Origin of the sequence: Treponema sp., assembly GCF_052169735.1 — a bacterium.
GTDB lineage: Bacteria > Spirochaetota > Spirochaetia > Treponematales > Treponemataceae > Treponema.
This window is the reverse complement of the sequence record NZ_JBQNBW010000006.1, coordinates 15,379-27,753: the sequence shown is the minus strand read 5'-3', so window position 1 is coordinate 27,753 and position 12,375 is coordinate 15,379. Positions and strand designations below refer to the sequence as shown.

Genomic DNA, 12,375 nt, shown 5'->3' with positions numbered 1-12,375 from the left:
TTAACCTTCCGCACGAATAAAGCACCACGGCACAAAGACCGCAGAAAGAGGCTTGACAGACAGCTCATTTAACGTTATTATCTTTACTGTTGTTTACTAAGACACTTCTGTAATTGCATTCTTTTTCCGATGTTGTCTTTTTAATACGAAACGGGCAATAGCGCAGTTGGTTAGCGTACAAGTCTGGGGGACTTGGGGTCGCCGGTTCAAATCCGGCTTGCCCGATATTTTAATTAAAATACGGTATATAAAATCGTAATCTCGTTACTTGCTCAGCCACTCGATTCATTATATTTTATGCTTTGTATTATTTGCAGAGATTCTGTATTATAACGGCTGCGATATTTTAATTTTTTCCGGCATCCCGTCGCATCTATGGGCACAACATACTGCCATATAGTAGGCGGCGGCATTAGCACATAGCTTCACCGCAAAAGGTTTTCTAAACTGCCGCCCATCTGCTGCATATAGTCTAATGTTTGAAGTAAGATCAAAGGGTCCCCACTCATGCTGCTGTAAATGCTGTAAAAAACTCCGATTCAAACATGATTGCTGCCGATATACTACCCTCTCCCCCCATGAATACCGAGCGAGGTTAAAATACTATTATACAACCACTCGGTCTGTACATTAAAACAAACATGATACACTGTCAGACGATCAGCTGTTTCCTTCAGATAGCCGGAAACAGTAGAAAGTGCGATATAGGCTGCCTCTTCCATCGGATACCCATACACACCAGCACTGATACAAGGGAATGCGATGGTCTCACAGTGAAATTCCTGGGCTGCAATAAGCGAATTCCGATAACAGTTTGCCAGTAATACAGCTTCACCATGCTTACCATCTTGATACACAGGACCAGGAGTATGAATAACATATTCTGCAGGGAGCTTATACCCTCTTGTAATTTTTGCTTCCCCTGTCAGACATCCGCCAAGAGCACGGCATTCTTCTAACAATTCAGGTCCGGCAACCCGATGAATGGCACCATCAACCCCGCCGCCACCGAGCAGCGTTGTATTTGCTGCATTTACAATAGCGTCTACTGCCAGTGTGGTTATATCCGCACAAATGATCTTAATAGGCATATTTTTAGCACTTCTTTGTTTTTTGAATCAACAGTGCCGGCAGCATCATTAAATTCTTAAATACAGCCGCCGGCATAAAACCTCATTATTCCCACTCTACTTTGATATTAATATCTCCTGTTTTCGGTTGTAGTTCAGGCTGATACACTTCATCAATTGACAGAGCTGCGCCTGCTGATTCATTACTGTTGAAAGAAAAGGAAGCGGCGGCTGACATAACCGCATTTGCAGCCAAACCTCCGGGTGCAACCGCAACTGGGACAGACACGGAGCCTAAACTAGTGACCGAACTCAATTCCCCTGCAGAGACAACCTGTGCAACACCTACGCCGGTATCAGTTTCGAACTGTACAGCGCCATGGTCAACTAACAAGTTTTTGCCGTCAAATTCAAAACCGGTTCCGCGGACGGAAGCGGTTGCAGTCGGACTCTTAATTTTAAAATCGGCTTTCTCTCCGGTTTTGGGAGTAACTTCGGCTTTTACCCGCCCAGCCATCAAAAACATCTGCGTTTTCGTCGTTCCCTCCGATTTCACCAAATCGTCCAGCGATAAGCGGGTAACCGGTTTTACCGTAAGTGTTGCAGACTCTGTTTTTAAAATTGCCGTACTCTTAAAACCGGTAGAAATAAGCGAACCGGCAGGAAGTACATCGCCAATTTTTGCAGGCTGCCATTCCTTCTGCGGCAATTTACATTCTACCTTTCCTGCAATTTCCGTAATAGTAGCTGTCAATTCAACAGCTGATACAGAGGAAATCCCTATGATACACAGTATGAGCATTCCTAAGTATTTTTTCATGATAACCCTCCTTGTAGAGAATATACTGCATCTCTAAAAACAGCAAGCCTCCCGGCTTGTTCTGTAAGGAACCGATTCATCATATCCGCTAAAGCGGACTGCGAATCAGTTTTTTAGAAATGCCAAATATAAAGGGAACAATCCCATTGAACCACATCTAAAAACAACACACCTTACAGATGCATCGTACAGCTTAACTCGGCCAACCACCGTATGGTGTAGCCCATAGCTTTTTTGTTAGCTATGAATATGCCGCTTGTTAGTGATGCATCTACATCATTATTCAACTGATGCGAAAGCTTACCGACAATTTCAGAACCGGCGTACATCGGCTTTTTATTGGTATTAGGTTCGAGAACCGCAAGATACGAAAGTTCTGTCTTGAGTCCTCGAATTGGAAGAACACTTGTAGTAAGCCCTGCCGTCAACATATTACGATAGCGAACATCCACGATCCGTGTGTGTTTAGCATCAGTGAGAGGGATGAATGCACGCATCCGTCCACTGCCGTCATAATCTCCAGCAGCCCAGTCAGCCATACCTGTCAGCGTAAATGAGCGCCAATTCGGATTAAAGTATGTCAGTGAAGCTCCTGATGCAAGAGAGTAAAAAAATGCCGGATCTTGCCCAAGTTCGACAGCAGCCCAGTATTTCCAACTCAGGTTACTGGTTATTCTGCCGTAGATGTACGGAATAACATATTGCGTATGCGTACGCCTTGTCAATGCCGAAACATCAAACTGCGCTAACATATCAAGACCGAAGGTATGGGATGGTACAAGATTTTGGAAAGAAGCCGATCCCAACAAGAACATACGTTTCGGAGCAAGAAGCTCATCTGCTGAGGCAAGCCGCGTTGTATCATCAGCATCTATCCGTATCTTTGCATCACTTTTATGAGTCAAGCCTGTATATCCTGCTGCAAATCCGAGATTCGCGTGCTTTATAGTAAACTTAATCCGTCCGCCATCGAATAAACCGCACAGTATTTTATTGGAATAATCATTGAAGTTCGTCCGTCCTAGTGCCCACTCGATGCCGATTCTATTGAAAGCAACAGTGCCGGACCAATCAGTGCGCTTAATTTTCAGTATTTCAGGAAAAGGCTGCCATATTGGATCCGCTTTCGGCAAGAACCGAAACAATGTATAAGCCCCCACGTCAGCTGAAAGATAAAGCGAACCGTTCGACCCCATTGGAGTTTTCAAAAAACCGCTGAGCCTGTGGTTATCAAAAAGGCTCAGTGTTTTATCTCCGCCGCTTAATTCGTGAGAGTTCGTCATATCAAGACCGAATTCAAATGCAGCTGCATGTACAGCAATACCCGCTGCAGCAATCAATAAGACAATCCGTTTCATTTTGCACCGCCTTGTACCGTATCAATTTGTCCGAGCAGCTGCAGCATCATTCTTCCCGACAGAACCGAATCAGGATCGATATCTTCTTGAATAACACCGAAATACCGTAGATCGCGGTACGCATATCTCGGACATGGATACATTCGGTACATTGCACCGCCTCTTACCTTAAATGCCTGCATAAGCAAAAAAGCATACTCCTTCATAGAGATGCTCTTTGCTTCCGCGGCTGAGCTATGAATACTCCCTTTTTTGAACCCTTGCTGTTCGGCAAACTGACACATTTCGGCAAAAGCCGTTTGAAAATCAGTATCATCGGAAATAGCATCAAGAGATGTTAAAATCAAATATGCAGCTTGTCCGAATGTTGCCGCATTTGTATCTAAAATCTCATCAATACGTTGGGCTGATTGACCAAAAAGCGCTGCAACAAATACACAGGCTGCAAGAACGCCGCACACGATCCTTTTCATCCCCATCCTCCTTTTTTTTCATTCAGTTGTTAGTATACTCTTTTTACCGTACAATGTATCTTTTATCAAAAGCATTTCAAGGTAACCTGTTCAGAAACGAAATTTTCCGAACAGATTTAATATATTAGTGTTTCTCTAAAACATAGCTTGAATTTCTGAGACACTCTTCCGATTTTGCGTATTTCAGCAACTGCTCTTGTATACTCAAGCAATATAAGCTACTATAAGGTCATCTTTAAAGAACATTGAAAGTTTAGTAACCTCTATAAAAAGATACCGTATCACTTCTATTTTACTATATATTTGGAATGGAGTAAAGAGTGAAGAAAAAAACATATATACCTTCTGTTGTGATAGCCTGCGCCATTGGACTTTTATGTGCGGGACTTTATCTGTTTCCCTTTTGGGTTGGCGTTGAAAACCGCTTCTACGATTTCTTTTTAGGTCTAAAGTCCGATGTAAAGGAAGATTCTTCTATCGTATTGCTCGACATAGATGATGTTTCCATCGAACAAGTAGGTTTATACCCATGGCCGCGGAATACCATCGGACAGGGCACGGAAGCCTTGACGCAGCTTGGAGCGGAATTTGCCGTATTCGATATTGAATATATCGACAAAAGCCCTATGAGTGTCGATTTTTCCTACTTAAACGGGGCGTTAAAGGCAGAATTTGCCGCTTCTTTTGAAGAAATAGGGGCAAATGTGCAGGATATTTTTGCAGCCCTTGTCAATAATCAGATTACCTTACCGGAGGCCGGTATTTACGGCGGAGAACTAGTAGAACTGATTGACCAATCACGAGATACGCTCTATAGACATACGAAACAAGTTGCGATAGAAAACGACAGCTATCTGGGAAAAGCCATGCGTATGTTCGGATCAACCTTTATTACGGTAAATATGCAAACCGATCCCCCTTCCGAAGAAAGTGAAGAGCTGTATACGATTGCAAAAGAGCATTTTATCTATCCATATATAAAAATTGCCGCTCCGCTCCCGGATGAGCATTCAAGCGCATTAATCCCGATACCGGAGATCAGCCGCATGGCAGCAGGAGCCGGATTTACCAATGTACATATCGATAGTGATGGTGTGCGGCGGCGGATTAAGCTTGCTAACCATATTGGAGACACAGTATTTATGCAGCTATCGTTCTCCCCGCTGTTACGGAAGCTCGGTTCTCCCGAAGTAGTATTTAACAAAGGCAATATCACCCTGAATAATGCTTTATACAATGGAAAGAAACAGAATGTATCGATTCCGCTCGATTCAAAAGGGCGAATGCTTATCCGCTGGCCGAAAAAGACATACCAGGATAGCTTTACCCATGTTCCTTTCTATTTACTGATCGATTATGCTGCAAGCGGAGAGAAAACAGCAACACAACTCAGGCTTTTACGGGCAAACCAAGGCTGGAATCTCGGTCCCGGCTATGCGCCCATCGACACCTGTTTGGAACTCTGGACTACCGCTGAAGACTTACGGCATCAAGCCCTTGAATCAGGTCTTGCGGAAGATAAAGAGCAGTGGCTGACCGTTTTAGCCTCCTATTGGGACACGGTAGCTTCTTTTTTAGCGGCAGACTATGATACAGCGGTTGCAGCCTTATTTGATGAAGCAAAGGCAGCCGGTAATCCCGAAGATGCAGCATTATATGATCAAGTCAAAGCTGATTTTGTGCAGCTGTATGCAAATGCTGCCGCAGCTTACAATGCCCACACCGAACTGAAAACACTACTGGAATCAAAACTCAAAGGCGCATTCTGTATTATCGGCTGGTCGAGTACCGGTACAACCGATATCGGAGTCAACCCCTTCCATAGCGAATACGTGAATGTCGGAACACATGCCGCAGTAGCAAACACAATTTTGCAGCAAGACTTTTTACGCCAAGCTCCGTTGTGGGTCTCGGCGCTCCTTGCATTATTTTTTGCAGTTAGTATCATTTTTATTATCCATCCGTTCAGTACCCTTGTGCAAATTATTGCCGGATTTGCATTATCTCTTGCTGTTCTCATTCTTAATCATATTATCTTTAGCGCTACCGGTGTCTATATTTTGATTATTTCTCCGGTGTTAGCTCTTTTTGTGTCATTTCTCACGTATTCCTTGATGTCATTCCTCGTAAGCGAGCGGGAAAAGAGCTTTTTGCGCAAGGCATTCGGAACCTATCTTTCAGGCGATGTTATCAATGAGATGATTGAAGACCCTTCGATGCTCAAGCTCGGCGGACAGAAAAAATGGATTACTGCAATGTTCACCGATGTCCGGGGATTTTCAACAATTAGCGAAGCCCTTGATGCTGAGCAGCTCGTAAAACTCCTCAATATCTACCTTTCAGGGATGAGCGATATTATCCTTGAGCAGCGAGGCACCATTGATAAGTATGAAGGAGATGCCATTATTTCATTTTTTGGAGCGCCGGTAGATTATAAAGAACACGCCCGCCTCGCTTGCCGTGCTGCGGTATTGATGAAGCACAAAGAAGCAGAACTCAACGAATTATTTATGCGCGAAGGAATGACTCCCAATCCGCTGCTGACCCGTATCGGTATTAACACCGGCGACATGGTTGTCGGGAACATGGGAACCGAGCGGAAAATGGACTACACCATCATGGGAAATGCAGTAAACCTTGCAGCACGGCTTGAAGGAGTGAATAAACAATACGGAACGTGGCTTTTGATTTCCGATATGACAAAAAATGAACTGGGAGATGAGTTTATTACCCGCCGGCTTGACCGTGTACGGGTTGTCGGTATCAATACCCCGGTGCAGCTATGGGAACTAGTGGAGCTAAAAGAGGCTGTCGATGCTGAAACCCTTGACTTTTTGCGCCGTTTTGAAGAAGCGCTCACCGTATTTAACCAAAAGGATTGGAAAAAAGCCTCTCAAATGTTCCAAGCGTTGTACAAAGAACGGCCTACTGACGGTCCTTCCGAAGCCTATTTGCGTAAGTGCGAAACCTTTATCCAAAAGCCTCCGGCAGACAACTGGGACGGCGTATTCAGCCTGACGCAGAAATAGAGGGGGATTGTTTTTAAATGCAGCATGGATAGTTCAAAACTGCAGACAGTCTTTCGAGCTGCCCGCAGTTGAAAAGACCGTGGAATCAACAATATTAGTTCAGTTTGTCATGTTTATACTCGAATGGAGGTATTTGTATGGACAAAAAGAAAATTCCGTTGGTATCACTGTTTAGTGGTGCCGGCGGATTAGATATGGGATTTGAAAATCAAGGTTTTCAAACTATTTGGGCAAACGATTTCGATAAAGATGCCTGTGAAACTCACCGGGCTTGGTCTGATGCGGAAGTTGTACAAGGAGACATCGGACAAATAAACTTTAATTCAATTCCTAAAACACCGTTTATTATTGGCGGCTTCCCTTGCCAAGGTTTCTCTTTGGCAGGTCCAAGAAAATTAGACGACAAGAGGAATTTACTTTACCGCTATTTTGTAAAACTTATTGAGAAAAAACAACCGCTTGCGTTTGTTGCGGAAAATGTAAAAGGCATTTTAACGCTCGGAGAGGGTCAAATCATCGAGGCAATTTTAGAAGATTTTTCGTCAAAAGGTTATGAGGTTGTACCTACACTTGTAAATGCCGCTGATTATGGTGTTCCGCAAGATAGACATCGAATAATCATAGTTGGTATAAAAAAAGACTTAGGAATAAAATATACATTTCCCAAACCTTCGAATAAACGAATAACATTGCAAGAAGTTTTAAAAGATATTTGTTCACCCACAAAGGATGAAGTTTGTAATGATCCATACTCTTCTCGTTATATGAGCCGCAATAGAAAAAGAAATTGGGACGAACAGTCATTCACAATTCCTGCAATGGCTAAACAAGTTACTTTATATCCAGGATCTCCAGATATGGTCAAAATTGAAAGCAATTTATGGCGATTTGGTGATGATGGCGAAACACGTCGATTAAGTTACAGAGAAGCGGCAGCAATTCAAACTTTTCCCAAAAACATGGAGTTCAAAGGTGATTTGACAAGTAAATACAAACAGATTGGAAATGCAGTACCTGTAAAACTTGCAGAAATTGTTGCACAATCTCTTTATCCTATTTTGGAGAAAAATTATGCCTAGTCAGGAAATAGCAGGAAAAGCTTTTGAATATGCTTGTATAAAAGTATTGTTTGACAAACTGAGAACTCAAACAGATGTACAATTATTAGAAGATGTAAATTTCAATAATACCAGATCAGCGTTTGAACAACTTACCGAATCAGAAAAAGAAGAGCATTTACTCGCAGCGTTACGCGGTGTAGAAATCATTTTTTTGATGAACTTGACGAATTAAAATCTAAAAAGGTACGTTGGGCAGAAATCGACAAGAAAGATGAGAAATTTTATATTCCGCTTTTAAAAGCTTTCGTAGAAGAATTATCATCTTTGAATACATTATATTCCGATGTTCCTGAAAAATTGTTAAATTACTTGCTTGGTAGGAATGACTTCTATAAGGTAATAAAACATACAAAAGAAAGAACAACAGAAGTAAAACCGTTCAATATTTATGGTACGCTTGGTCTCTCTACAAAAGTCCAAAAGGAAATATATAAAATCACTCGTTTAAAAATGCCAACCGAAATTCTAAAAATGGATTTTAAGAAGAATTCTACAAATACTGTTCAGATAATCTGTGATAATGGTTGGACTCTTTCGCTTAGAATTCATAATGCAAGCGAATGGGTTGAGCCGTCCTTAAAATTTGATATTCAGCTTGTTGGTGTCCCTCATAATTTAGGTTCAAGAATTGAATCCTGGTAGAAAAAGCATACTGATCCCCATTATAAATACTCCGTACGAATAAAATCCTTGGTATAAGTGCCTGAAAATAAGCAGCACGCCCGCTTTTAGAGCTTGTTTTCAACACACCTGCTCAAAAACAGCTTGCAGATACGGCAAGCGGATGCGGCGCACCTTCACCGTAAATTCCTGATTTAACTCCGCTTCAGCATTGAGGTTGATATCCCCTTCGTAGCCGATGGAGGGGATAAAGATATGGGCTTTTTTTCCCATTGTATCAAGCACTACTGCCCTACCCTGCCATTCAGGATGCTGCAGTAGATACACCAGTGTCCAATGCTGCCGTGATGCACGGGAAGCAGCAACACAGGCGCGCCCTGCTTCGTCCCCCGCCGCTATTTTTAAAATCAGCTCATCGGCAGGTGTCAGCGGTTTGCCGTCAATAAAGTTTAAAAGCTGCCGATGACTTACCAAATCTCCATAGCGGCGGAGCGGGCTTGTTACCTGACCATACATAGCAAGCCCGAGCGCAGCGTGCATCGCAGGGATTGTCCCCACGCTGCGCGGACGCATGGCGCGCCGTTTTTTGTACTCTCCGGCAAGTCCCGACGGCAGCGATGCGGGCAGCTCCGGCGATTCTTGACTGATGTATTGAAACGGAATACTGTGCCGGAATGCAAAACGTGCGGCAGCCTCTCCTGCAAGCAGCATCATCTCTTTTATCATTGCAGCAGCTTCGGTGGGTACCGCCGGGCGCACATCTGCCAGCTTTTTGCCGTCCTGCTCTTCCAATCGAATCGTTACTTCCGGGAAATCAATGGTAACAGCTCCGGCATCATCCCGCCTGATGCGGTTCCTTTCCGCTATGGCGAAAAGCGGCGCTAAGGCAGGTGTATCCTTTTGCCGGTCAGCCTCTTCGTACGTCAGCCGGATAACACTCAGCTTTGTACGATGGATTGCTACCTCTTGAATTGTACCATCAGCATCCAGCAAGAGCTTAAACGAAAGCGCATAGGAGTCCGGTTTCAGCCCAAGCGCAAAATAGTCAACCGCCTGTTCACCCAGCATCCGGGATGCGCCTTCCGGGGTATACAGGGTAGCGCCGCGGGCACACGCATCTTTATCGCTTTGTGTATCAGCCTGAATGGTGTCGGCAGGGTTGGCAATGTGTATCCAAAGATAGGTGCCGTCAAAAGAAACCGCATCGTCAGGATCGGTACTTCCGGGATTATCGATTGCGTATGCAGGAACAGCGGTTAAATCGAGTACATCTTTCGGCTGTACCGGTGCAGGGATGTCCACCTTTGAAGAATGCAGCGAATGCCCAAACCGAGAGGGATAGGGATTCCGTTCGATCTGCCAGAATCCGGTCTTTAAAAGTACCTCATGCGCTTGCTCCGGAGTCTGTTCAATCTTTGCTTCTTTTAAGAGCTTAGACACGGAAGCGCTGCCGAGTGCCAACGCTTCAATTTCTTGAAAAAAAGGAACAGCTCCTGCCATATCAGCAGGGAAAGAAGCACCTTGCATACAAGCATGAAGGGCATCAATAAAGACCTGCCGCAGCTTTTCCGTCTGTTCCTTTTCTGTTTGCTTTTGCTGCAGCCGCTCAATTTCTTCTTGAGTACGGATGCCGATAGGTTCAGCCGGCGTAGTACAGATAAAATACGGAGAGGCACATAGCGCCTGCCAGCACTGCCAACTTTGTTCTGCTGCATAATTTCCCCACAGCAGTTCAGTCAATTCAGAAAAAGAAGGCGCTTCTCCTGCAAAAAATTCAGCAGCTTCCGCAAAGTCTACGGGAGGCACCGACGCTTCCAGCGCTGCTTTAAGACTTCGGCACTCTCCCGGATGGAGCAGTACCACGTCTTTCCCCCGTACCCGCTTTGTGCCGGATTCCAGAGTAATCTCAAATTTATCAATTTGAACATCAGTAATGAGTGCAGGTTGATTTTTATAAAGGACAAGGTTGTTTTTTTTCATTGATTTATCTTCCGAATAGTTACATTCCGTATCTTACTATTGCCGTATATCACGTGAAGCACATTACCTTTGCGGTGGTATACAAGTGCATCACAACTGCGATAAAGCGGTTTTCCGCATAGTTTTTCAAAAGCTTCAGCAGTATCGCCGGTGCGTATATCATTAAAGAGGGTTAAAGAAGATGGAAAGCCGACACTTATTTGCAGTACAACACCGCCTTCGTTTTTTGCACGGATGATAACTTCGGTATTCAGGAGGCGATAGAGCCACCGCTCGCTGTAATAATTGTAGATAATGGTTGAGGGTTGATTCCACGCAAGCAACAGATCATCAACAGTGGTATCTAATGAAACATTTCGGAGAATAATCGGGGTTTCTTCTTCCGGCTCCTTCAAAATATCGGCAAGCCATTTCCGCTCTTCTGCAGCACCGGTTTTATCCTTTACTTTTTTCAAAATGCGGAAATAATTACAGCGAATCAGCCGCTCGTCTGCTGGGAAACCGGTAGTTAAGAACAGCTTTTTAGTATTTTTTTTAGCTGAACCGGTCAAGCAATCTGTCAACAGCAGCTGCGCCTTGGTGTAATCTTTTCCAACAAGATAGAGCAATGCCGCATAATTTGCCCGCGCACTTTTATCATCCGCCCCTGCATGAAAAAGATCAGCCTGCTCAGCAATACTGAGTACCGTTGCCCGTTCATGAGCAAGCGGTGATGAGGCAAGCAGATGCGCATAACTTGATGCGGTACCTGCTTCGTACATCAAACTCAAATAGTCATTATAGGCTTTTTTTGCCTGACTATAAATCTTTGAGTTTCCTTTTGCAGGCATCGTTTTAGAAAAATAATCACTTTCTTCATCATCAGTTTCTTCATCTTCGCGCATAAAATCCGCAGCTTGAAAGAAGGAAAATACGGCAGCATTGTCGTATACGGCTGCCGGCAAAATAGTAGCTAATTCCTGATCCCGTTTATCAAGACTAGCAAGCCACGCTTGATGGGAAATAAGAGCATTTAATCTATTGATATAGAGACTATCCGGAAACAGCTGGAGCAAATTCTCCAGTACAGTCCGCGCATCGGCTGTACCCTTTCGGTTTTGCAGTGCAAAAAGAACGCCTGAAACCTCTTCATAGAGATGTGTTACCGCTTCGCTGTTATTATAAAGCTGATCCAGCCGGTCTTGAGCGCTTACCCCCTTTGTTTCAAATGAGCGGAACAGCCGTGCCGTACTGCTATCCTTTTGAATAGCAACAAGCCTATTCAGCCATACTTCAAGTAAGCTTTGAGGATAGCCCGCAATATCAAGTAAAACACTTGCCAATATGTCAATGGTAGAAATATTTTCTTGAGAAAGCGCAGTATTTTGTGCTGTGCTATAGTAATTCAATGCAAATTGAGCTGCATATACTGCAGCAATCGGGGCAAAAAAGTTTTCCCGCTCAGTATTAAAACTCCGTATCCGCCGTGCAGAACCTGATATATCAGTAAAAAGAAGCGAATCGATATAGTCGAGCAACCCCGTGCTAATGAGAAAGGTACCGTCCGGGTAGAGCATACAGCGGGCATTTTGCTGATCGGTAATAATAAGACGCATAGAGCCGCGGAACAGTTCAGTTCTCCGCATCAACATAAAAAGAGAGGTTTCGATAATTTCATACCATTCGCCGATTGCACTTGCAGTAATTTCGTTGGCAGATGCCGTTGCTATTTCATCACGGTAAACCTGCATAAGCCGTTCACGGGCATAGATACCGTCAGTAAGAGCATCACTAAAACAGAACACTGCCGTCAATAAGAAAATGAGAGGAATCAGAAGCATTCGGCGTATATCTTTCATAGGACATAAGCATATCATAGCAAAGCAAATATGACAATAATGAATCACAGTATACTAGACCTGTT

At 43.8% G+C, this 12,375-nt stretch carries 10 protein-coding genes and 1 tRNA gene; 5 read left to right on the top strand and 6 right to left on the bottom strand.

What is annotated here, in order from left to right:
* Positions 1 to 151 precede the first annotated feature (151 nt).
* Positions 152 to 225 (top strand) — tRNA-Pro (locus ACTTJ8_RS01955).
* Between the two features lie 338 nt (positions 226 to 563).
* On the opposite strand, the gene ACTTJ8_RS01950 is transcribed toward ACTTJ8_RS01955, so the two are convergent.
* The 4 genes from ACTTJ8_RS01950 to ACTTJ8_RS01935 form a co-directional block, all read right to left on the bottom strand.
* Positions 564 to 1,091 carry an O-acetyl-ADP-ribose deacetylase gene (locus ACTTJ8_RS01950; protein ID WP_442720176.1) on the bottom strand — a complete coding sequence of 176 codons (528 nt, stop codon included), beginning with the start codon at positions 1,089 to 1,091 and terminating at the stop codon, positions 564 to 566.
* An 85-nt stretch (positions 1,092 to 1,176) separates the two neighbouring features.
* On the bottom strand, positions 1,177 to 1,890 hold the full coding sequence (locus tag ACTTJ8_RS01945) for a FecR family protein (protein ID WP_442720175.1): 714 nt from the start codon (positions 1,888 to 1,890) through the stop codon (positions 1,177 to 1,179).
* 173 nt (positions 1,891 to 2,063) lie between these two features.
* A complete protein-coding gene (locus ACTTJ8_RS01940; RefSeq protein ID WP_442720174.1) occupies positions 2,064 to 3,248 on the bottom strand; it encodes a hypothetical protein in 1,185 nt (394 codons plus the stop codon).
* Entirely contained in the window at positions 3,245 to 3,721 is a 477-nt protein-coding gene (locus ACTTJ8_RS01935) for a hypothetical protein (protein ID WP_442718391.1), read from the bottom strand. Before ACTTJ8_RS01935 ends, ACTTJ8_RS01940 begins: the two co-directional genes overlap by 4 nt.
* 320 nt (positions 3,722 to 4,041) lie before the next feature.
* On the opposite strand from ACTTJ8_RS01935, the gene ACTTJ8_RS01930 reads away from it, so the two are divergent.
* The 4 genes from ACTTJ8_RS01930 (at position 4,042) to ACTTJ8_RS01915 (ending at position 8,513) form a co-directional block, all read left to right on the top strand.
* Positions 4,042 to 6,750, top strand: coding sequence for a CHASE2 domain-containing protein (locus tag ACTTJ8_RS01930; RefSeq protein WP_442720173.1), 2,709 nt, complete (start codon positions 4,042 to 4,044; stop codon positions 6,748 to 6,750).
* 137 nt (positions 6,751 to 6,887) lie between these two features.
* Positions 6,888 to 7,829 carry a DNA cytosine methyltransferase gene (locus ACTTJ8_RS01925; RefSeq protein ID WP_442715518.1) on the top strand — a complete coding sequence of 314 codons (942 nt, stop codon included), beginning with the start codon at positions 6,888 to 6,890 and terminating at the stop codon, positions 7,827 to 7,829.
* On the top strand, positions 7,822 to 8,043 hold the full coding sequence (locus tag ACTTJ8_RS01920) for a HaeIII family restriction endonuclease (protein WP_442718389.1): 222 nt from the start codon (positions 7,822 to 7,824) through the stop codon (positions 8,041 to 8,043). Before ACTTJ8_RS01925 ends, ACTTJ8_RS01920 begins: the two co-directional genes overlap by 8 nt.
* Complete coding sequence (locus tag ACTTJ8_RS01915) at positions 7,968 to 8,513, top strand: HaeIII family restriction endonuclease (RefSeq protein WP_442720187.1); 546 nt, start codon at positions 7,968 to 7,970, stop codon at positions 8,511 to 8,513. The genes ACTTJ8_RS01920 and ACTTJ8_RS01915 overlap by 76 nt, the downstream gene beginning before the upstream one ends.
* Positions 8,514 to 8,612: 99 nt before the next feature.
* Here ACTTJ8_RS01915 and ACTTJ8_RS01910 read toward each other — a convergent pair whose 3' ends face one another.
* Both ACTTJ8_RS01910 and ACTTJ8_RS01905 read right to left on the bottom strand, forming a co-directional pair.
* A complete protein-coding gene (locus ACTTJ8_RS01910) occupies positions 8,613 to 10,472 on the bottom strand; it encodes a ribonuclease catalytic domain-containing protein (RefSeq protein WP_442720172.1) in 1,860 nt (619 codons plus the stop codon).
* Positions 10,469 to 12,310, bottom strand: a complete 1,842-nt coding sequence (locus tag ACTTJ8_RS01905; RefSeq protein WP_442720171.1) for a hypothetical protein — start codon at positions 12,308 to 12,310, stop codon at positions 10,469 to 10,471. The genes ACTTJ8_RS01910 and ACTTJ8_RS01905 overlap by 4 nt, the downstream gene beginning before the upstream one ends.
* Positions 12,311 to 12,375: the final 65 nt, after the last annotated feature.

Excerpts from the sequence above, each read along its gene's own strand:
- ACTTJ8_RS01950 (WP_442720176.1), bottom strand. The coding sequence starts at position 1,091 with ATGCCTATTAAGATCATTTGTGCGGATATAACCACACTGGCAGTAGAC.
- ACTTJ8_RS01945 (WP_442720175.1), bottom strand. The coding sequence starts at position 1,890 with ATGAAAAAATACTTAGGAATGCTCATACTGTGTATCATAGGGATTTCC.
- ACTTJ8_RS01940 (WP_442720174.1), bottom strand. The coding sequence starts at position 3,248 with ATGAAACGGATTGTCTTATTGATTGCTGCAGCGGGTATTGCTGTACAT.
- ACTTJ8_RS01935 (WP_442718391.1), bottom strand. The coding sequence starts at position 3,721 with ATGAAAAGGATCGTGTGCGGCGTTCTTGCAGCCTGTGTATTTGTTGCA.
- ACTTJ8_RS01925 (WP_442715518.1), top strand. The coding sequence starts at position 6,888 with ATGGACAAAAAGAAAATTCCGTTGGTATCACTGTTTAGTGGTGCCGGC.
- ACTTJ8_RS01920 (WP_442718389.1), top strand. The coding sequence starts at position 7,822 with ATGCCTAGTCAGGAAATAGCAGGAAAAGCTTTTGAATATGCTTGTATA.
- ACTTJ8_RS01910 (WP_442720172.1), bottom strand. The coding sequence starts at position 10,472 with ATGAAAAAAAACAACCTTGTCCTTTATAAAAATCAACCTGCACTCATT.
- ACTTJ8_RS01905 (WP_442720171.1), bottom strand. The coding sequence starts at position 12,310 with ATGAAAGATATACGCCGAATGCTTCTGATTCCTCTCATTTTCTTATTG.